A 21141-nucleotide genomic window follows, 5' to 3' on the forward strand; every position below is an offset into this window, starting at 1 on the left:
CGCATCGGCGCCGCAAGCGAAATCGAATTCTCCATGTTTCCTGAATTCATACGGGGAACGTCAGCTCCCCCGAGCGGTTGCCTCAACGCTGCGGACCGGGATTGCGTCTGTCATCACTTCGGCGAGGAACTCCGTAATCAATATGGAAACACATTTCGGGTCTTCCCAATGTGGATTGTGGCCATGGCCCGGTAGCGTCACGCTTTGCGCCGTGGGAAACGCCTCGGTGAGTTGCCGCTGATGGGCTTCGTCGAACAGAGGGTCTTCAGAACCGGAAAGGCAAAGTATCGGTGCATTTATTTTGGATGCGCTGTGGTGCAGGTTCGTTTCTCCGAAGGCCTTCAAAACGCCATGCCATGTCGAAGCGGGCATATTTGCCGCGTCCCGCTTCATGAAGGAGAGGAATTCGTCGCTGACGGGACGGCAGCAGGAATACCAGTCACTTAGGAAACCGTCGGCCGGCCTGATTGGATCGCGCAGCGCAAGAATATCCCTGGAAAGCCTGCTTTCGGCACCGAAGTCGGGTTCCAGCGTGCCCGAGATCAGAGTGAGCGCACGGATGGAATGGGGACGCCGGGAGGCCAGTTCGATTGACGTCATTGCACCCATGGAATGGCCAAGCAGAAAGAAACGCGAGATGCCCATGAGCGTCAGGAAGTGATCGATCGTTTCCGCGAAGTCCGAGACGTGAAAACCGTGCCCCAAGGAGGATGCGCCGTGGCCGGGCAGGTCAGGAGCAATCAGCCGGTATTCCTGGAAATACGGCTCGAGGACCGAAAAGCTGCGGCTGGTGTCGGAAAACCCATGCAGCATCAAAAGCACCGGACCGGGACCGCCGGTGTCTATAAAGGACAGTCGGCGCTTGCGCGGCAACTCTATGTAGCGTTTGCGCTTTTCCCAATCGTCAAGATAAACCGACGTCATAGGCCGAGACCCGCCTTGACGGCTGCAAGACCGTTCTGGCCGTCAAAGGTGGACACGTCTTTCAGCCATGTCTCAAGCCGTTGTGGTTCCGCCTTGAGCGCCTGTGCTGCCGCGTCCTCCGGTGACAGGCCGCCATTCATGATCAGGTCCATGCCCTTATTTTCGTATTCCACGTCAAATTCGAGGTTTTGGAGCAGCTTGGCCACATTGGGGCATTCCTGCAGGTAACCTTTGCGGACCTGGGTATCGACGGTGGCCGCACCAAAGTTGGGCCCATAGAATTTGTCGCCGCCCGTCAGATATTTCATGTCGAATTTGCTGTTCATCGGATGCGGCGCCCAGCCCTGGAAGACGATGAAAGACTTGTTGCGGTTAAAGCGCGCTACCTGGGAAAGCATACCCTGTTCGCTGGATTCAACGACCTCCCAGTCTTTCAGGCCGAGCGACGGATCGTTGACGGCGTCCAGCATCAACTGGTTCGAACCGGGTTCGATGCCGTAGAGTTTCCTGTCGAACTTATCGGCAAATTTCTGCAGATCGGTGAAGTCCTTAACACCGGCCTCCCAGACATAGGCCGGCACGGCGAAGGTGTACTTGGCGCCCACGAGGTTGGTGCGGACTTTTTCGACCGCCCCATCTTCCTTGTAGGGCTTGTAATAATTGACCATCGCCGGATCCCAGTAACCGAGGAAAACGTCGAGGTCCCTGGTCTTCAGGCTGGTGTAGATGACGTCAATTCCGAGCAGCTGGCTTTGCGGTTCGTAGTGCAACGCTTTCAGGAGGGTTGTGGCAATGCCGGTTGTGAAGGCGAGATCGTTCCAACCGGGTTCCGCCATTCTGACGATCTTGCATGCTTCAGGCTCGGCTGCGAAAGCGGCGTTTTCGCCAGCTATCACCAATGCCGCTGCGGAAAGAACTGTCGCAAATCGTCCCATTAGGCAACCTTTTATCTTAGCGGTTACAAAATTAACCCATGGGACAATAATTGATCTTTGCGGAAAGTTTGTCAATGTGTCTCTGCAAGGAGACTGAAATGCGACTCACTAAAATAAGCGATATTCGCCGCGCCGAACTGAGACGGGCGGCGTTTGAAGTGCTGCAGAAAGAGGGGATGGCGGGGGCAACGCTTGAGAGGGTCGCGGCACAGGCCGGCGCCTCCAAAGGCATCGTGCTGCATTATTTCGCCAGCAAGCAGGAACTGTTCGAACATGCGATGCGGGAAGCCAATTTGAAGCTGGCGGAGGTCGTCGTTGCACGTCTCAATCGTGCCTCCAGTCCTCGTGAAAGACTCGACGCGATTATCGAAGGCAATTTCGACGAGAGCTTTTTCCAGCCATCGATCTGCCATGCCTGGCTTTCGCTGTGCGCCGAGGTTCCCCGCGAGCCGCAGCTTGCGCGCATCCAGAAGGTGATCCATGCGCGCATGCGCTCGAATCTGCTCTCCGCGCTAAGGCATCTCGCGCCGCAGGAGGATTGTGAACCCATTGCGCTGGGCATCACCACGCTGATCGACGGGCTGTGGTTGCGGTCCGGTCTGCAATCTGGAGGTCTGTCGAGAGAGGAGGCGATGGCCCAAATGCATGACTACCTGTCACACCGGCTGCCAAACCTGGAATCGGCGGTCTGAGGCTCGCGGCGCCAAAGACGAGAGCTGTGATGGAACCAGCCTTCGTCTTCCGCATTATTCCCGGATGAAGAAAACGACACGCAAACCATTGAACAGGATGACGATTTTCGTCATTTCGATTTTCGTTCTCGCAGCCGTGGTCGCGGCGGTTTACCTCATCGGCTTCACGCCCGGAGAGGCCTGACCCAGCGAGTCAATTGCCGGCGGGTATGGTCTTTCGCTTTCCGCCTTCAAGTGCAACGCGCGCCTTGGCGACGGCGAAGCGAATGCCGCGCAACAGGAATCGGCTGGTTTCCAGATAGGCGCGATAGGGTAAAACGGTGAAATAGCGCCAGCGCGGCAGGCGGTAGATACGCAGATTGTTCTGGATCTGGCTCTCCCCGTCCGCATCCTGCGTCGCGCAGAGCGGGTATAGGAAGGCCGCCTTCAGCCCCGCTAGATATTCCAGATCGAATGCGATGTCATAGGCGAGCCGCATGGGGATCAGCTTCGATATCCATTTTCCGGCGCGGCGGTTGACGAGATAGGCTCCCGATCCTTTTTCCCGTGTGAGCGCAATGGCGAGAGAGCGACCGTTGGAAAGCGGGCGGAACGGAAATTTCCGGCCATTGCTGACCGTCGTGAGCCGCAGAATATCCCAGTCACCCTCATTTATGATCGCCTCATCGATTGCCTGCAGAAAATCATCCTCGAAGACCACGTCGTCTTCAAGAATGAGCGCGATATCGGCATCGCCATCCATGAATTTATTGGCGCAGGCAACATGGCTGAGGTAGCAGCCGATTTCCGGCGGCGAGGTGCGGCGGCCATGCATGAGCATATAGGAAAGTTCGCTGAATTCCGGGATCGGATACTGCAACTCCCTGCCATTGACGCCAGGGACACGCTCCGCTTTCAGCCCCATGGCGTCGAGGCGGGCGTTCATGTCGGCAAGGCGCTTTGTGGCGCTGTCCATATTGATCAGGAAAACCGCAAGCTTGCGCTGGCTTTTTGGTAATATATGCAAAGCAATCCTCGCCCGGTTTTCACGTCTCCATTGCAACTCCTTTATTGCAACAGAATGATGTGGGCTACGGAAAAAGCGGCCCGCGGGCACTCATGGTTGTCGAATCAAACCTTTTCCACAAATCCATCCAGCACGCGCTTCTGGCCGGCGCGATCGAAGTCGATTGTCAGCTTGTTGCCCTCGATGGCGGAAATATTGCCATTGCCGAACTTGATGTGGAAAACGCGGTCGCCGACGAAGAATTTCGAGGGCTTGTCAGCCACGGATTTGGCCACCAGTTCGCCATCTATAGTGCGGGTGCGCGGGCCGCTTTCGCCGTAACCGATGCGTTCCACCGCATGGCCGGAGCGCGTGCCCCAATTGTCGCGGGTGGCATCGCTGCGGTTCTGCTGCGCGCGCTTCCAGCCGGGGGTGGAATAGTTGTTGGTGAAGGGGTCGGCCTTATCAAAACGCGACTGGCCGTAGCCGCCGCGTCCGCCATAACCACCGTAATTGCTGTCGGATGCCGCGACGTCCACATGGGCGGGCGGTAGCTCGTCAAGGAAACGCGAGGGCAGGGTGGATTGCCACAGCCCGTGAATACGCCGGTTCGACACGAACCAGATATGGCAGAGCTTCTTGGCGCGGGTGATACCGACATAGGCAAGACGACGTTCTTCCTCCAGACCGGAGCGGCCGCCTTCATCCAGCGCCCTTTGGTGCGGAAACAGGCCTTCTTCCCAGCCGGGCAGGAAGACGGTGTCGAATTCCAGACCCTTGGCGGAATGCAGCGTCATGATGGAGACGGCATCGAGATTTTCGTTCTGCTCGGCATCCATGACCAGCGCGACATGCTCGAGGAAGCCGCGCATGCTCTCGAAGGCCTCCATCGAGCGGATGAGTTCCTTCAGGTTCTCAAGGCGTCCTGGCGCTTCGGCCGTCTTGTCGGCCTGCCACATGGCGGTATAGCCGCTTTCGTCGAGAATCTGCTCGGCAAGCGTGGTGTGTTCGGTGTTTTCCAAGAGGCCCTGCCAGCGACGGAAATCCTGCACGACGTCGAACAGCGCCTTGCGCGCCTTCGGCTTCAGCTCGTCAGTTTCAATGATATCGGCCGCCGCCGCCAGCATCGGAATGTCGCGGGCGCGGGCATAGTCGTGCAGGTTCCGGATCGTCGTATCACCAAGGCCGCGCTTCGGCGTGTTGACGATCCGTTCAAAGGCGAGATCGTCGGCCGGCTGGCAGACGAGGCGGAAATAGGCCATGGCATCGCGGATTTCGAGGCGCTCGTAAAAGCGCGGGCCGCCGATGACGCGGTAATTGAGGCCAAGCGTGACGAACCGGTCTTCGAATTCGCGCATCTGGAAGGAGGCGCGAACGAGGATCGCCATGTCGTTTAGCAGGTGACCCTTGCGCTGAAGCTGCTCGATCTCTTCGCCGACGGCGCGGGCTTCCTCCTCGGAATCCCAGGCGGCGTGCACCACGACCTTTTCGTCGTCAGGGCTGCTGCGTTCGGTAAACAGCGTCTTGCCGAGACGGCCCTCATTATGGGCGATCAGATGGCCGGCAGCGCCAAGAATATGTTCGGTGGAGCGATAATTGCGCTCAAGCTTGATGACCTTGGCGCCGGGAAAATCCTTGTCGAAGCGGAGGATATTGTCCACTTCCGCGCCGCGCCAGCCATAGATCGACTGGTCGTCGTCACCCACGCAGCAGACATTCTGCGGCTCGCCCTTAGCGCGCTGCGCAAGCAGCCGCAGCCACATATATTGCGCCGTGTTGGTATCCTGATATTCGTCCACCAGAATGTAGCGGAACTTCTGGTGATACTCTTTCAGAATATCGGCGTGGCGGCGGAAGATGCTGATCGGGTGCAGCAGCAGGTCGCCGAAGTCGCAGGCGTTCAGCGTTTTCAGCCGGTTCTGATAGGCGGCGTAAAGTTCGCGGCCCTTGCCATTGGCGAAGGCGCGGCTGTCCCCTTCCGGAATATCAGGCGGCGTCAGGCCCTTGTTCTTCCAGCCGTCGATCATGCCGGCGAACTGTTTGGCCGGCCAGCGCTTGTCATCCAGACCTTCGGCCTGGATGAGCTGCTTGATCAGCCGCACCACGTCATCCGTATCGAGAATGGTGAAATCCGATTTGAGACCAACGAGTTCGGCGTGACGACGCAACAGCTTGACGCCGATGGAGTGGAACGTGCCGAGCCAGGGCATGCCCTCGACCGCGCCGCCGACCAGAACGCCGATACGTTCCTTCATCTCGCGGGCGGCCTTGTTGGTGAAGGTCACGGCAAGGATCTGGCTCGGATAGGCCCGACCGGTGGCGAGAATATGGGCGATGCGGGTCGTCAAAACGCGGGTCTTGCCCGTGCCGGCGCCAGCGAGGACGAGAACCGGTCCGTCCAGCGTCTCCACGGCATCGCGCTGTTCCGGGTTGAGGCCGGAAAGATAATCGGGCGCGGCACGCGTCTGGTCGCGCGCCGCCATGGCGCGGGCGGCGATGCCAAGCCCGCCGCCGTTTTCCGAAGGGGCATTGTTCTTTGCCCTGCGCGGTGCGGCGGGTTCCTCATCGAAGAACGGCATATCGTCAAAACTGTTGCTCATGCGGCCCAATGTAGTGATTCGGGATATAAAGGCCAGAACCGTGTTCTGCTTTTATTCCGGTATCAACCGTCAAAACGCCCATTCCAAGGCATTATTTCGCTTCATGCCTGCCTGTCGGCGTCGAAAGCGGCGTCAACGGGCACTTGCAGCGCGACCGCAAGTTGGTTGGTCTTGGCGGCAAGTGCGATGACGCGCAGTAAATCGGCATGCTGATCTGTCGTCATGCCCCTGGCTTTGGCGGCGGCCGTGTGGGAATGGGCGCAATAGGAGCAGCCATTGGTGACGGAAACGGCGATGTAAAGCATTTCCTTCACGACGGGATCGAGCGCCGAAGGTGTCGCCATCACCGCCTTGACCTCACCCCATGTCTTTTCAAGCAGATCGGCATCGAAGGCGAGATAGAGCCACATATTGTTGATGAAATCCGATTTGCGGGTGGCGCGGATGTCATCGAACACCGCCTTGACGCGAGGATCGGTTTCCGGGTTTTCGGTCTTCTTTACGGTGCTCATCGCTTCCTCCGGTTATGGCGTCTCGGGGGCAGATTAGCCCAATGGCGGATATTTGCGACAGGAATGCACGGATGGATTGCGGATTGGCTGCGCCGGGCGGCATTTGCGCCCAAATTACAATTACGTAAGGAACGGATTTGTGCGTTGCCTTGCCTTAGCCAAGCGGGAATAGTGTTTCTGTCCCGGAACGAGTGTTTTCCGGAATGCTTTATGCTGCGTGGATCAACCGGAGAAGTATATGCGGGTGTGGAAACAGGTGGGTGTCAGTGTTGCCGTGGTCGGAGCGGGGCTCTGTCTCTGGGGCTTCTATTCGCCCGAAGCCCGCAATCTGCTTGCCGCGATCGGGCTTGGCAAAACGCCTGCCGGGGCGATTGAAGTTGCCGCATCCGGCGGCCCGGCAGCCGGTGCATCCACAGGGCAGAATGCCGGCGGTGCGCGCCGCAACGGCAACGCCACACTGGTGGTGACGGCCCCGGTGAAGAAAGGCACGGTCAATGACCGTTTGAACGCCATCGGCAATGGCGAGGCGATCCAGTCGGTTATCGTCATGCCGCAGGCTTCCGGCACGCTTTCCGAAATTCGCACCTCGTCCGGCGCGCGTGTCGTGAAGGGGCAGGTGCTGGCGAGGCTTGACGATGAAGAGCAGGTGATCGAGCGCGACAAGGCGCAGGTGGCGCTGCGCAGCGCGGTTGAAAAATCCAATTCCTATAAGAACCTGAAATCCGTTTCCCGCCTCGATGTGCTGGATGCGCAGATTGCCGAGGAAGCCGCCAAACTTGCCTTGAGCACTGCCGAACTCAATCTCAAGCGCCGCGACATCGTTGCGCCGATAGAGGGTGTGGCGGGTATCGTCGCCGCCAATATCGGCGATAATGTCACCACGCAGTCAACCATCGTCAGCATCGACGACCGGTCCGAAATTCTTGTCAATTTCTGGGCTCCCGAGCGGTTCGCAACCGCGATCGAGGTCGGCATGCCGGTGGAGGCGACGTCGATTTCCCGGCCGGGTGAGACTTTCAAGGGTGAGATCGAGGCCGTCGACAACCGCGTCGACGAGGCGAGCCGCACAATCCGCATCCGGGCGAAGTTCGGCAATGAGAAGGACGAGCTGCGGGCCGGCATGTCATTCGGCGTCACCATGCGGTTTGCCGGGGAAACCTATGCCTCGGTCGATCCGCTGGCCGTGCAGTGGGATGCGGAAGGCTCCTATGTCTGGCGTGTGGCCGATAATAAATCGAACAAGGTGCGGGTGCAGATCGTGCAGCGCAATCCCGATGCCGTTCTCGTCAAGGCGGAGCTGGCGGATGGCGAACCTGTCGTGATCGAGGGCCTTCAGCGTGTGCGGGAAGGGGGCGCGGTCCGCGTCGGTAATCAGCCCAAGCCCGAGGAGGTTGCCAGCCAATGACGACCCAGCCGCCACCGATTAAGGATTCCAAGCTCACCTTCACGGCATTGTTCGTGCGCCGGCCGATCCTGGCAGCAGTCCTCAACACGCTGCTGGTCGTTGCCGGTCTCGCAGCTCTGGTTGGCGTCGAAGTCCGCGAATTGCCGGATGTCGACCGGCCGATCATCAGTGTCAGGACCACCTATGAGGGGGCGGCGCCCGAGACTATCGATCAGGAAGTGACGCAGACCATTGAAGGTGCGGTGGCGCGGGTCAGCGGCGTGAAGTCCATCTCTTCCCATTCGCAATTCGGCACCAGCCGGGTGACGATGGAATTCGGCGACAATGTCGATCTGGCCGTCGCCGCCAACGATGTGCGCGACGCCATCGGCCGCGTCACCAACCAGTTGCCGGACGATGCCGACGAACCGCAGATCATCAAGGCCGATTCCGACAGCCAGCCGATCATGCGCCTCGCCGTCACCTCGTCCACGCTCGGCATGGAAGACCTGACCAAGCTGGTGGATGACGAGATCATCGACCGTCTGGCCGCCGTCGATGGCGTGGCGGATGTGGAGCTTTACGGCGATCAGGAAAAGGTTTTCCGGGTGGATCTCAATCAGGCGGCATTGGCGAGCCGGGGTCTGACTGTGACGGATGTTTCCAACGCGCTTGCCAGCGCCGCCCTCGATGTGCCGGCGGGATCGCTGAAAAGCACGACGCAGGACATCGTCGTGCGCGCCACAGCCAGCCTGACGAAGCCTGAAGACTTCTCCAATCTTCTCATCAAGAACAATATCCGCCTCAGGGATGTCGCAACCGTTATGCTGGGGGCGGACGACCAGTCCACCTCTTTGCGTTCCAACGGCGTGCAGGGCGTCGGCCTCGGCGTCATCCGCCAGGCGCAGTCCAACACGCTCAATATTTCATCCGGTGTCAAGGCGGCGGTCGACGCCATGGCGCCCAACCTGCCTGAAGGCACGCGCATCGTCGTCACCAGCGATGACGCCGTTTTTATCCAGGGCGCCTTGCATGAAGTCGAGTTGGCGCTCGGGCTTTCGGCGATCGTTGTCGTGGTGGTGCTTTATCTCTTCCTGCGTGACTGGCGCGCAACGCTCATTCCCGCGATCACCATGCCGGTGGCGCTGATCGGCACCATCGTCGCGATCTATATGGTTGGTTTCTCAGTCAATATCCTGACGCTTCTCGCCATCGTTCTGGCGACGGGTCTGGTGGTGGACGACGCCATTGTGGTGCTGGAAAATATCGTGCGCCGCCGGACGGAAGGCATGGGGCCGCGCGCCGCCGCCGTTCTGGGCACGCAAGAGGTGTTCTTTGCCGTTCTGGCAACGACGGCGACGCTTGCCGCCGTCTTCATTCCGCTGTCGTTTCTGCCCGGTCAGCTTGGCGGCCTTTTCCGCGAATTCGGTTTTGTCCTGGCCTTCGCCGTCGGCCTTTCCTCCATCGTGGCGCTGACGCTCTGTCCGATGCTCGCCTCACGCATGCTGAAAGACGGGTTGAAGGAGCCGACCGGGCCTTTGGCATGGTTCGGCAATGTCTTTGCCTCCACCTACCGGATGACCCTTGCGGCCTGTCTCAACAATCCGCTGATCGTCATCGTCGTGGCGCTCGGTTTTTCCGCCCTGTCGTGGATCGCCTTCGGCATGATCCAGAACGAATTGACGCCGCGCGAGGACCGTTCTTCGATCATGATGCGGGTCACGGCGCCGCAGGGCGTCAGTCTCGAATATACACGCGATCAGTTGCAGCGGATCGAGGAAAACCTGCAGCCGCTGCGCGATAGTGGGGAAATCCGCAATATCTATTCGATCACCGGCATGAACGGTTCCTCCAATACCGGTTTCATGGTGCTGACGCTGGCGCCCTGGGCCGACCGTGAGCGCACGCAGAACCAGATCGCCGCCGATGTCACCTCCGCCGCCAACAGGGTTCCCGCCCTGCGCGGCAACGCGATTCAGCCCAACAGCCTCAGAATTCGCGGCGCTGGCAACGGCTTGCAAATGGCGATGGTCGGCAGCAATTATTCAGCGCTGACGGCGGCAACGCAGAAATTGCTGCTTGCCATGGAAGAGAGTGGCCTTTTCGTAACGCCGCGTTTCGACAATGAGCCAAATCAGGCGCAGATATCCGTCTCCATCGACCGCGAGCGCGCGTCGGATCTCGGCATCGACATCACCGGCCTGTCACGGGCCATGCAATCTCTGCTGGAAGGCCGTTCGATTGTGGATGTCTTCGTGGATGGCGACGCGATCCCCGTGCGCCTCCTGTCTTCCACGCGGCCGATCAACGACCCTACCGATCTCGAAAACGTCTTTCTGAAAACCGGCGACGGCAAGATCGTGCCGATGTCGGTGATCGCCACGCTGAAGGAAAATGCGGTTGCGCCGCAGCTCAACCGCGAGCAGCAGCTTCCCTCCGTCGGCTTTACCGCCAACTTGAAGGATGGCGTTTCGCTGGGCGAGGCGCTGCAAAAGGTGAATGAGCTCTCGCAATCCCTCCTGCCGCCCGGTGCGCGTCTGCTGCCGTTGGGTGAAGCGGCGACGCTGGAGGAGAATTCGAGCGGCATGCTGCTGACCTTCGGTTTCGCCATCGCCATCATCTTCCTCGTGCTGGCCGCGCAGTTCGAAAGCGTCTTGAGTTCCGTCATCATCATGACGACGGTGCCGCTTGGCCTCGCCTGCGCCGTCATCGCACTGCTGGTCACCGGTTCCAGCCTCAACGTCTATAGTCAGATCGGTCTCGTTTTGCTCGTCGGCGTCATGGCGAAGAACGGTATCCTGATCGTCGAATTCGCCAATCATCTGCGCGATCAGGGGGCAACGGTGCGCGAGGCCATTGAGAAGGCCACCAGCATCCGTCTGCGCCCTGTCATGATGACGATGATCGCCACCATCCTTGGCGGTGTACCGCTGGTTCTCGCGCAGGGGGCAGGGGCGGAAGCCCGCATCGCGCTCGGATGGGTCATCGTCGGCGGCCTTGGCATTGCGACGCTGGTGACGCTTTACATTACACCGGTCTCCTATCTGCTGATCGCCCGCTTCGCCAAGCCGCAGGCGGATGAAGAAATCCGCCTCCACCGCGAACTGGAGCTTGCCGCCCGCCGCAAGGCGCTGGAGGAGGACAAGCCGCTGCTGGCTGCGGAATAAAAAACGGTTGCCGCCAATTACCGTCCGGTGCCATTGCGATGCTGGACAAAGCGTTAACCTTATCCCATACCACCTGACGGAATTTCGTAACGGATCGAATCCTTTACGGGCAGATGTTGCGGTGGAGACGGACGATGGCGCTGAAAGATGTGGTGGCGGGAAAACGCAACGAAGAGGGCATCGCCCTGGCGCTGGCGGCGCTGAAACAGCAACTGGGTGACAAGCTCCAGACGGGGCAGGCGTTTCGCGAGCAGCACGGCCACACCACCACATATCTGACGCTGCAGGCGCCGGACGGCGTCGTTTTTGCCGAGAGTGCGGACGATGTGAAGGCCGTGGTAAAGGTCTGCGCGCAACACAAGGTGCCGGTCATTCCTTTCGGAACGGGCTCTTCGCTGGAAGGGCAGGTGAATGCCCCGAACGGCGGAATCTGCATCGATTTCAGCCGGATGAATCGCATCATTGAGGTGAATGCCGAAGATCTTGACGTGACGGTGGAGCCGGGCGTGACGCGCGAGGACCTCAACGTCTATCTGCGCGATACCGGTCTTTTCTTCCCGATCGATCCGGGCGCCAATGCCTCCATCGGCGGCATGGCCTCGACGCGGGCGTCGGGCACCAATGCCGTGCGTTACGGTACGATGAAGGACAATGTGCTGGCCGTTACCGCCGTCGTTGCCAATGGCGAGGAAATCCGCACGGCACGGCGCGCCCGCAAGTCGTCTGCGGGTTACGATCTGACGCGGCTCTTCGTCGGTGCTGAAGGCACGCTCGGTGTCATTACCTCCGTGACTTTGCGGTTGCAGGGCATTCCGGAAAAGATCGCAGGCGGGGTCTGCACCTTCGACAGCATCAAGGCGGCCTGCGACGCCGTCATCATGACGATCCAGATGGGGGTTCCGGTTGCCCGCATCGAATTGCTGGACGAGGTGCAGGTGCGCGCCTGCAACGCCTATTCCGGCCTGAACTACGCGGAGAAGCCGACGCTGTTCGTGGAATTCCACGGCACCGAGGAAACGGCGGCGCTGCAATCGCAGCAGTTCGCCGAGATCGCCGCCGAATGCGGCGGCGTCGATTTCCGCTGGACGAGCGATGCGGCCGAGCGCAACAAGCTGTGGAAGGCCCGGCACGATGCTTACTGGGCTTCCCGCGCGCTTGCGCCGCAGCTCGATGGGCTGTCCACCGATGTCTGCGTGCCGATTTCGCGGCTCGCCGATTGCGTGGTGGAAACGCAGCAGGATATTCAGGAAAACGGTTTTCTTGCACCCATCGTCGGCCATGCGGGCGACGGGAACTTCCACGTCCTCATCCTCTTCGATGGCAAGGACGCGGAAAGCGTGGCGAAAACCGAGGCCTTTGTCGCCCGCCTCAACCGCCGCGCCATCGCCATGGACGGCACCTGCACCGGTGAACACGGCATCGGCCAGGGCAAGATGAGTTTCCTTGCCGAAGAGGCGGGAAATGCACTGGATCTGATGCGTGCCATCAAAACGTCGCTCGATCCCGATAACATCTTCAATCCGGGCAAGTTGTTCCGTCTTGTCTGATCATTCTCATATTTGATTGGTACAAATGGCTGCTTGCCGTTAAGGCAAAAAAGGATAGGTTTGCAGCGTTCGCGAAGGGAGATGCAGGTCAGTGCTCGGACGTATTCTGGTTTTTCTGGGCGGACTGCTGGCGGTGGTGCTTTTTTCGGCGCTGCTTATTCCCTATTTCGTCGACTGGACGGATTTCCGCCGCGATTTCGAGGACCAGGCAAGCCGTATTCTCGGCAAGAAGGTGGTGGTCCATGGGCGCGTCGAAGCCCGTATCCTGCCTTTCCCTTCGGTAACATTGCATGATGTGCGCGCTGGAACGGATGCGGATGGATCGCCGCTCATTCAGGTGGCCCGTTTTTCCATGGATGCGGAGCTTGCGCCTTTCCTTTCCGGCGAGGCGCGTATCTTCGACATGCGCATCGAGGAACCCAAGGCCAAGATAAGGCTGCTGAAGGACGGCACGCTGGACTGGATGCGCGGCAGTCGGGCGGAAATTCCCGCCCGCACCGTGGTTCTGGAAAGCGTACAGATCGAAGGCGGTCAGATCGAATTCATCGACGAGCAATCCGGCCGCAACCGTGTCGTGACCGGCCTCAACGCCGACATGTCCGCCAATTCGCTGGCCGGACCGTGGAAGGCCGAAGGGCGCGCCGCCATTGACGGGCATCCAGGTTCCTTCTCGCTCTCCAGCAGCGAACCGGATTATTCTGCCGGCCGCATGGGTCTCAGGGTCCGCGTGGTGCCGGATGAGCATCCGGTCGAGGTCGATCTTGACGGCGCGATCGCCGCGACGGCGGGAAAGCCAGCCTATAGCGGTTCTTTCTCCTTCAGTTTCCGCGAGGACGAAAAGCAGAAGCAGCAGGCCGGACAATCGCTGTTTTCCTCACCGCGCACCCGCGGCAGTTTCGAACTGACCAATGAAAGCGTGCGCATACCGAGCTACCGTATGGAACTCGGCGGCAGCGAGAATCCCTATGTCGTGACCGGTGAGGCGATGCTCGATACCGGCGCCAAGCCGGAATTCCTGCTGACGGCCGATGGCCAGCAGATCGATGTCGCCCGTTTCGCGCCGCCCGTCTTGCAGACGGGCAAAACCTCGCGCCAGCCCACCATCTCGGTGCGACAGCGCATCGAGGCCTTTGCGGCCATGGTGGCCCGCATTCCGGTGCCGCCGGTGCCGGGCAAGGCCAGCATCAGCCTTCCGGCGCTGGTTTCCGATGACACAACCATTCGCGACATCAGGCTGGATGTGCGCCCGGACGGCAGCGGCTGGCAGGTTGTGAATGCCGTGGCGACCCTGCCGGGCCGGACGCAGCTCGAGGCAAAGGGGTCGTTGACGCTTCTCGGCGGCCCCGCTTTCAACGGCAATCTGCTGCTTGCCTCCAACCAGCCTTCGGGTCTGGCGAACTGGCTTTCCGGTTCCGTCGATCCGGCGATCCGCCAGCTCAATGCCGCCGGCTTTTCCGCCGATGTCTCGCTGACCACGCTTAACCAGCGTTTCGACAATCTGGAGCTTGCAGTCGGGGATGCGTCGCTGAGGGGCGCGCTGGAGCGGCGCTCCGACGGCAAGACCTCCAATCTTTCCATCGATCTCGCCGGCAACGAAATCGATCTCGATGCGCTTAAGGCGCTCGGCAGTCTGGCGCTTGGCGATCAGGTCGGCAGTTCCGTTCTCGACCACCGCATTACCGCGAAATTCAAGGCTGACCGGTTCAACATGGCGGGGGTGACGGCTAATCATGTCGAGACCGCCTTCACCATGGCGGGGGGCGTTCTCTCGCTGGAAAACATGACGGCGGGAGACATCGCCGGTGCGGAGGTCAGGGCAAGGGGCGAGCTGCAGGGTTCGCTGCTGAAATATGCGGGTAAGGGCACGGTGAACCTGCATGCGGCGGATATGCAGCCGTTCTTCACCATGCTGCAGCAGAAATTGCCGAACCATCCATTCCTCAGCCGTCTGGCGGCGAGCGCGCCTTGGTACGCCAATTCCGATCTCTCAATGGATGTTTCGGTCAATAGCGAAAAAGGCGGCGCCAATGTCGCCGTTTCCGGCACCGTCAATGGCAGCCGGCTGTCAGCTGTGGCCAAGATGCCGGATTTCCTGTCGATCACCGATGATACCGCCATGTCGCTGGAAGCGGTTCTGAAGAACCAGTCGACGGCCATCCTGTTCGGGCAGGCGGGGCTCGATCCGCTGCCCTTCGATGCGGATGGCGAGGGGCTTTTATCCGTCAAGCTTAACGGCACGCTCGGCTCGCCCGCCCAGACGGAACTGCGCTTTTCGACGGAGCGCACGCATTTTTCGATGAACGGTTCCTTTGCCGTTTCATCCGCCAATTTCGGTGAGGGCAGTGCCGACGTGGCGCTCGAAAGCGCTGACATAGAGCCCTATCTCATCATGAACGCCGTCGGTCTGCCGCAGCTTGGCGGCGGCATGGCGTTGAAGGCAAATGCCAAAGTGGCGGTGGATGGGCAAAAGATCGCGCTTTCCTCTATAGGCGGGCAGGCAGGCGGAAATCCTTTCTCGGGCAATCTTACCTTCCAGCGCGCCGCACCCTATCCCGTCACCGGCGATCTTGCGGTCAGAACGGCCGATCTCGCCTGGCTGGGTGACGCGATCTATGGGCCGGTGATCGATCCGGAAACCGGGGCGCTCAACGCCAAGCCGCTGGCCATGGCCGCTTTCCCGCAGCTCAAGGCTTCGCTTGCCTTGAAAGCGGAAAGCTTCGAGGCCGGCGCCTTCGGCACGATCACAGGTGTTTCGGCCAAGGTAACGCATGATGCGGGCAGTCTCTCGCTCGATGATGTTGCCGGCACCTTCATGGGCGGCAAGCTGACGGGACGGCTCGCCATGTCGACGGGCGAGGGGGCGGGCATTTTCCGCACCAAGATCGCCGTTACCGACGCCAATCCGGAGCCGATCCTGTGGGCCAATGCCAACGGGCCGGTTGCGACAGGCCGGGTGGCCATTGACCTGACGGCCGAATCGACCGGCAAAAGCGTCGGTGAAATGCTGAAATCGGCGGGTGGCTCGGGTGAAATCAGGGCCAGCGGGCTCGTGGTGAAGGGGCTTAATCCCGGAGCCTTGCCGCCGATCCTGCAGGCAGCCGATGGTTTGCAGCAACCGATCGACGCGCCCAAAGTGCGGCCGCTGGTGGACCAGAACCTGTGGCAGGGTGAAATCGGGCTTGGCGATGTGGCCTTGCCGTTCTCGCTGAATGGCGGCGCGCTTCATTTCAAGAATTTGCGTGCGGGGATCGATCCGGTAACGCTGACGGCCGATGCTACGGTCGATCTTGCGGCTTCCACCGTGAATGGCGACCTCGATCTCCTGTTCAATCCCGGCACAGAAACGGTTGCGGGGGCCGAGCCTTCGGTGCGCTTGAATTATAACGGTCCGCTTGCGGCTCCTGCTTTGACGACCGATGTTGCGGCGCTCAGCAATTATCTTTCTCTCCGGGCTTTCGAAAAGGAGCGCCGCCGGGTGGAGGCCATGCAGGCCAGCGTTCTCGAAAAGCAGCGCCTGCGCCGCGAAGTGGCGCTTTATCGCTCTCAGGCGGCCGAGCGGCAGGCCGAGAAAGAACGGGCCGAGGCGGAGGCCAAGGCCAAGGCCGAAGAAGAGGCACGTTTGAAGGCTGCGGCCGAAGAACGTCTGCGCCAGGAAAAGGAACAGCAGGAGCGGTTGCAACAGCAGCAGCAGGAACAGGAACAGGAACAGGAGCCACAGCCGACGCCCGAGCGGCAATCCGCGCCGGTTCTGGTGGTGCCTCCGACGGAAAACGCAATCCGGCAACTGGCGCCTGAAAACGCTCCCGCCACGCCGTAAGCTTGTGGGCAGGGGAAGCGGATTTTCCTTTGAGTTAGTTGACGGACGGCGCGGAGGCTTGCATCCGTATACCCGGTCGCGGTCTGGCCTGTTTGTTGGCGTCTTCAGTTTTTCGACGCCGATCCTGGCGCTTTCACCGGAAAGGCTCGGCTTTTCTGCATTCTCGCCCGACGATGCCAGTTTTTCGGCGCTGTTTTCGAGAGCTTCCAGTTGAGCCTTGAGTGACGAGAGTGCGCTCCTCAGCTCGCCCTATGCTTTCGCTTCCGTGGCCTCGGCAATCTGGGCTTTCAGTTCGGAAACGCTTGGAGACGATGTGGATGAAGACGAAAGCGGGGAAATGGCGGTGTTAGTTCCCGAGACGGCAGAAACCATGGTCGCCTCGTGGTGGATGTGTGGAATGGACGAATCTGAAACAAAATCTTGAAGCAAGGCTACGCAATACGGGGATGCCTTGGAGCAGCAGATTATGCCGCTAATGTTTAATGAATACTTTCACGGCGTTACGAGTTTTCGGCGGAATTTCTCGTAGTGGCTGGACGGTCAAATCCGGAGGGCGACATGCCAGCTCATGGCCGGAGCGTCTTTGACAGGACCAATTGTCGAAGGTCAGTGAGTTTTCAGCCAGTTCAGCACATAAACCCGCAGTGACGATGACAGATTGCTGTCGGCGGAGCGGTTGTCGTCTATTTCGGCGAGCAGCGCCGCGAAACTGATCTTGCGTCTTTCCGCAATGGTTTTCAGCTCGTCCCAGAAGGCGTCCTCGAGTGAAATGCTGGTGCGGTGGCCGTGCAACGTCGCGGAGTGCTTGCGGATCATCAGATCGGTCTCCGGTGAAACCGGTTGGAGGTCTCAATCATGTTTCCCCCGCAAGCCCCTGTTTTGCGATTCTTGTCCGACAGTCCCGAAAATCACGGCGGTCGGCCAGTCTGTCAGTCTTTGCCGGCCTCGTCACCGTTTTTTTCGAGTCGCCCCTGATCGAGCGCCCTTTCGGCCTTTTCGTTCAGGGCCGCTGTGAGATTTTTTTCGGTCTTGGTGCGGCCGAAGGACAGGCGGTTCTGTTCCGCCTGCTTTTCTTTTTCGCTACGGGCTTTCTGTTTCCGAAACTGTCGCAGATTGACGATATCGGCCGCCATGGGGATATGTCTCCTCGGGTTTCGTAAGCTCGGCGTAAAAGCCGTTATTGCTTCTTGCGGAAGGCATCCAGCGAAACGACCGAGCCTTCCTTCTTTTCCTCGCCGGATTTGGGCGTCTCGGAAGCGGCAGCGGGCTTTGCTTCATGGGAAACGGGATAAGCGGTGATCTCCGCGTCTTCGATTTCCACCTCTTCGGCCAGAGGCACGTCGAATTCGAGTTCGAAATTGACGGAAGGATCGTAGAAACCGCGAATGGCGTTATAGGGAACGACCAGTTTTTCCGGCGTATCCGAGAAGGACAGGCCGATTTCGAAGCCGGTTTCGGTTACTTTCAGGTCCCAGAACTGATGCTGGATAACGATGGTCATCTGCTCGGCATATTTCGCCTTGAGGTGCTGGGAAATCCGCACGCCCGGCGCGCCGGTCAGGAAGGTGATGAAGAAGTGATGGTCGCCGGGCAGACGGCCGGTTGCGGCCACTTCACCCAAAACCTTACGAATAACGCCGCGAAGGGCATCCTGTGCGAGAATGTCGTAACGGATATGATCCTGCCCCATGCGGTCCTGTCTTTCCCTTATTCGAACGTCTTTTCATGTGCGGCGCGGCCTGCGCGCCAAGGACGCTGTAACACTTTGAATCTTCGCGTAATCATTGAGTCGGGACCATTTCCGATCCTGACGCTTACGCGTTGCCCAAGTATACGCAATGTCCCGAACGGCAGCAACGGAAAAGCCGACGCCGTTCGCAAGTCAGCTATCATATAACCAATTCAGGCAAAATGGAGAAGGTGGAGGTTTCTGTTGCCAGGTACCTCCGAACCCCGCCTTACGGGGCTAACCGTAAGGACTTTAGAGCGGAATTCCCGCACCGCCATTAGGCAGCGAGAGCGTATTCCTTAGCGTTGTTGTCGTTTGCAACTACACTTGTGACCCGATAACGGCGGTATCATGCCGAGCAAAAGTTCGATCTTTACGCCCTTGTCGATCCTATTTCGCCCCCATCAAAAGCCGGCCTTCATTTCATGAAAGTCCGCCGGTTTTTGGTGGAGGCGCCGGGTACCGCCCCCGGGTCCAATAGGTTTATTACACCGACCGTTTATCGCCATAGCCGGGTTGCCCCGGCAAGGCTCATATAGGCGTTTCGACCGCCTGAGAAAAGGGGGGTGATGACAATTCCATGAAAAGGTTTCGTGATTGCCGCCCGCACTTTAGACAATTCTTGACGACGAGAGATTGCTGTCCCATTCTCCATGCAACCGGTCAGCAGAAGTAACGTGGCGCCGGGGACACACGAAGGAGTGGACATGACTGACTATCTCGCAGATGTGAAGAAATACGACGCAGCAGCCGACGAAGCCGTGGTCGGCAAGATCGTCAAGCATCTCGGCATTGCCCTGCGCAACCGGGATTCCTCCCTGGTGTCCGCTTCCGATCCGGAAGAGCTTGCACGGGTGAAGGCGAGCTGGTGCGGCAAGAAGCTCGGCGTGACCGACGGTACGGCCGATCAGGCAATCGATGCTGTCGCCAAGGCCATGGCTGCGGACCGCTCCAAATCGCGCGTGACCTTTTATTATCTGGTCGCCAAGGAACTCGGGAAACTGCAATCCCTCTGATTTTTCCTGAAAGGCGGGGATAAGCGTTTCCCCGATGATTGGTTCTGCCGCCCTGTGCTATTATATTCCCTCGATATCAGGGAATCGGCGGCAGAACGCATGAAACAATATCTCGATCTTCTCCGGCACGTCATGGAAACGGGCTCCGACCGTGGAGACCGCACCGGCACGGGCACGCGCTCGGTGTTCGGTTACCAGATGCGTTTTGACCTTGCGGAAGGTTTTCCGGTTCTCACCACCAAGAAACTGCATCTGCGCTCCATCATCCATGAACTGCTGTGGTTCCTGAAGGGCGACACCAATATCGCCTATCTCAAGGAAAACGGCGTTTCCATCTGGGATGAGTGGGCCGACGAAAACGGCGATCTCGGTCCGGTCTATGGCGCGCAATGGCGCTCCTGGCCGGCGCCTGACGGCCGCCATATCGACCAGATCGCGCTTCTGATCGAGGCTCTGAAAACCAATCCGAACTCCCGTCGTCACATCGTTTCGGCCTGGAACCCGGCGCTGGTGGACGAAATGGCGCTGCCGCCCTGTCATTGCCTGTTCCAGTTCTATGTTTCCGATGGAAAGCTGTCCTGTCAGCTCTATCAGCGCTCGGCCGACATTTTCCTCGGCGTGCCATTTTTTTCCGACATCAAGTCTGTATCTTCGGGACTAACTAGTTGGTTCCGAAAGATTATCCCGTCTTCCTCTCCGGTATCGGTACTCGCTCCAATTTGATCCCGTCAAGGCGAGAATACATTTAATGACTTGCGCGCTTTTCCGGCCGTCGTCAGACTGTTTCTAACGCCATAGGAATTGCAGAACATGCCTCGCCACCCCGAGTATCAATATCTGGACCTTATTGAGCATCTCCTTGAAAAAGGTGATCGCCGGATCGACCGAACAGGCGTCGGAACGCTCTCCACTTTCGGAGCGATGATGCGGTTTGATCTGTCTGACGGGACCTTCCCGGTCTACACGACGAAGCGCGTATATTGGAAAACAGCTGTGAAGGAGATGCTCTGGTTCCTGACGGGGCAAACCAACATCCAGTCCTTGCTTCGTGAGAACGTGAATATTTGGACGGATTGGCCGCTAGACAAATATCGAAAGGCGACGGGCGAAGACATTTCGCAGAAAGACTTCGAAGCGAAGATTCTTGCTGACGATGACTTTGCCGCCAAATGGGGTGACCTGGGTCCGGTCTATGGTAAGCAATGGCGACGTTGGCTTGCGAACGGGGTCGAATATGATCAGGTCGCGACCTTGATTGAGACATTGCGGACGAACCCGGCCAGCCGCAGGATGTTGTTCCACGCCTGGAACGTCGCCGAACTCGATCAGATGGCGTTGGCACCGTGTCATATGACCTACCAGTTTTACGTCAGTGAGATGGGGGAAGGCGCAATTGGCAATACGGACCCGAGCGCGTTGACCGATGCGAACGCTGGAAAGCGAGGCAAGCTCAGCCTTCTCGTTGGGCAGAGATCTTGCGACGTTGGCTTAGGGAATCCATTCAATGTGACTCAGGAAGCGGCCCTTCTGCATATGATTGCGCAGCAGGTCGACATGGTCCCAGGCGAGCTCATTTGGGTCGGTGGCGATGTCCATCTGTATCTGAACCACCTTGACTTGGCACGGACAATCCTAAGCCGCGAACCCAGACCGTTCCCCAAGCTTCGTCTCAAGAGACGACCAGCATCGATCGACGACTACACAATCGATGACTTCGAGGTCACGGGTTATGATCCACATCCGGCAATCGAGGCACCGGTGGCCGTTTGATACAGCACCGTCTCCGACGAGGGTGCCACACGTCAAAAGGCGATTCAGGTTCTGGTGAGCTGA

General features: G+C 59.3%; 15 protein-coding genes, 1 other RNA gene and 1 pseudogene. 8 read left to right on the forward strand and 9 right to left on the reverse strand.

Annotation, left to right across the window (positions count from 1 at the left end):
• Positions 1-60: 60 nt before the first annotated feature.
• Positions 61-924: an alpha/beta hydrolase gene (locus tag AGR1_RS02950; protein ID WP_149146132.1), complete on the reverse strand. Its 864-nt coding sequence runs from the start codon at positions 922-924 to the stop codon at positions 61-63.
• Positions 921-1859 carry a choline ABC transporter substrate-binding protein gene (locus AGR1_RS02955; RefSeq protein WP_149146133.1) on the reverse strand — a complete coding sequence of 313 codons (939 nt, stop codon included), beginning with the start codon at positions 1857-1859 and terminating at the stop codon, positions 921-923. The genes AGR1_RS02950 and AGR1_RS02955 overlap by 4 nt, the downstream gene beginning before the upstream one ends.
• 98 nt (positions 1860-1957) lie before the next feature.
• Between AGR1_RS02955 and betI the strand changes: the two genes are divergently transcribed.
• Complete coding sequence (gene betI, locus AGR1_RS02960; protein WP_080790343.1) at positions 1958-2551, forward strand: transcriptional regulator BetI; 594 nt, start codon at positions 1958-1960, stop codon at positions 2549-2551.
• A gap of 193 nt (positions 2552-2744) precedes the next feature.
• Here betI and AGR1_RS02965 read toward each other — a convergent pair whose 3' ends face one another.
• From AGR1_RS02965 to AGR1_RS02975, 3 genes are all read right to left on the reverse strand, one after another.
• Complete coding sequence (locus AGR1_RS02965; RefSeq protein ID WP_149146134.1) at positions 2745-3557, reverse strand: glycosyltransferase family 25 protein; 813 nt, start codon at positions 3555-3557, stop codon at positions 2745-2747.
• A gap of 104 nt (positions 3558-3661) precedes the next feature.
• A complete protein-coding gene (locus AGR1_RS02970) occupies positions 3662-6136 on the reverse strand; it encodes a UvrD-helicase domain-containing protein (RefSeq protein ID WP_149146135.1) in 2475 nt (824 codons plus the stop codon).
• A gap of 101 nt (positions 6137-6237) precedes the next feature.
• On the reverse strand, positions 6238-6648 hold the full coding sequence (locus tag AGR1_RS02975; RefSeq protein WP_149146136.1) for a carboxymuconolactone decarboxylase family protein: 411 nt from the start codon (positions 6646-6648) through the stop codon (positions 6238-6240).
• A 238-nt stretch (positions 6649-6886) separates the two neighbouring features.
• Between AGR1_RS02975 and AGR1_RS02980 the strand changes: the two genes are divergently transcribed.
• The 4 genes from AGR1_RS02980 (at position 6887) to AGR1_RS02995 (ending at position 16563) form a co-directional block, all read left to right on the forward strand.
• Complete coding sequence (locus tag AGR1_RS02980) at positions 6887-8053, forward strand: efflux RND transporter periplasmic adaptor subunit (RefSeq protein ID WP_080790346.1); 1167 nt, start codon at positions 6887-6889, stop codon at positions 8051-8053.
• The gene (locus tag AGR1_RS02985) at positions 8050-11199 is read left to right on the forward strand and encodes an efflux RND transporter permease subunit (protein ID WP_149146137.1); all 3150 of its coding nucleotides are present in this window, start codon (positions 8050-8052) and stop codon (positions 11197-11199) included. The genes AGR1_RS02980 and AGR1_RS02985 overlap by 4 nt, the downstream gene beginning before the upstream one ends.
• Before the next feature lie 134 nt (positions 11200-11333).
• On the forward strand, positions 11334-12746 hold the full coding sequence (locus tag AGR1_RS02990; RefSeq protein ID WP_149146138.1) for an FAD-linked oxidase C-terminal domain-containing protein: 1413 nt from the start codon (positions 11334-11336) through the stop codon (positions 12744-12746).
• A gap of 91 nt (positions 12747-12837) precedes the next feature.
• The gene (locus AGR1_RS02995; RefSeq protein ID WP_149146139.1) at positions 12838-16563 is read left to right on the forward strand and encodes an AsmA-like C-terminal region-containing protein; all 3726 of its coding nucleotides are present in this window, start codon (positions 12838-12840) and stop codon (positions 16561-16563) included.
• A gap of 606 nt (positions 16564-17169) precedes the next feature.
• Here AGR1_RS02995 and AGR1_RS03005 read toward each other — a convergent pair.
• The 4 genes from AGR1_RS03005 to ssrA form a co-directional block, all read right to left on the reverse strand.
• Complete coding sequence (locus AGR1_RS03005; RefSeq protein WP_149146140.1) at positions 17170-17379, reverse strand: ribbon-helix-helix domain-containing protein; 210 nt, start codon at positions 17377-17379, stop codon at positions 17170-17172.
• Between the two features lie 113 nt (positions 17380-17492).
• On the reverse strand, positions 17493-17696 hold the full coding sequence (locus AGR1_RS03010; RefSeq protein ID WP_080790350.1) for a DUF4169 family protein: 204 nt from the start codon (positions 17694-17696) through the stop codon (positions 17493-17495).
• Positions 17697-17740: 44 nt separating this feature from the next.
• Positions 17741-18253, reverse strand: coding sequence for an SspB family protein (locus AGR1_RS03015; protein ID WP_080790351.1), 513 nt, complete (start codon positions 18251-18253; stop codon positions 17741-17743).
• 229 nt (positions 18254-18482) lie between these two features.
• Positions 18483-18857: a transfer-messenger RNA gene (gene ssrA / locus AGR1_RS03020) on the reverse strand.
• Positions 18858-18999: 142 nt separating this feature from the next.
• On the opposite strand from ssrA, the gene AGR1_RS03025 reads away from it, so the two are divergent.
• From AGR1_RS03025 to thyA, 3 genes and pseudogenes are all read left to right on the forward strand, one after another.
• A complete protein-coding gene (locus AGR1_RS03025) occupies positions 19000-19308 on the forward strand; it encodes a DUF2853 family protein (protein ID WP_003522365.1) in 309 nt (102 codons plus the stop codon).
• Positions 19309-19407: 99 nt separating this feature from the next.
• Positions 19408-19935: pseudogene (locus AGR1_RS03030) on the forward strand (thymidylate synthase); the annotation flags it as partial.
• Between the two features lie 183 nt (positions 19936-20118).
• Positions 20119-21078, forward strand: coding sequence for a thymidylate synthase (thyA, locus tag AGR1_RS03035; RefSeq protein ID WP_149146141.1), 960 nt, complete (start codon positions 20119-20121; stop codon positions 21076-21078).
• Positions 21079-21141 lie beyond the last annotated feature (63 nt).

This window comes from Agrobacterium sp. B1(2019), from assembly GCF_008274755.1.
GTDB classification, from domain to species: Bacteria; Pseudomonadota; Alphaproteobacteria; order Rhizobiales; family Rhizobiaceae; genus Agrobacterium; species Agrobacterium salinitolerans.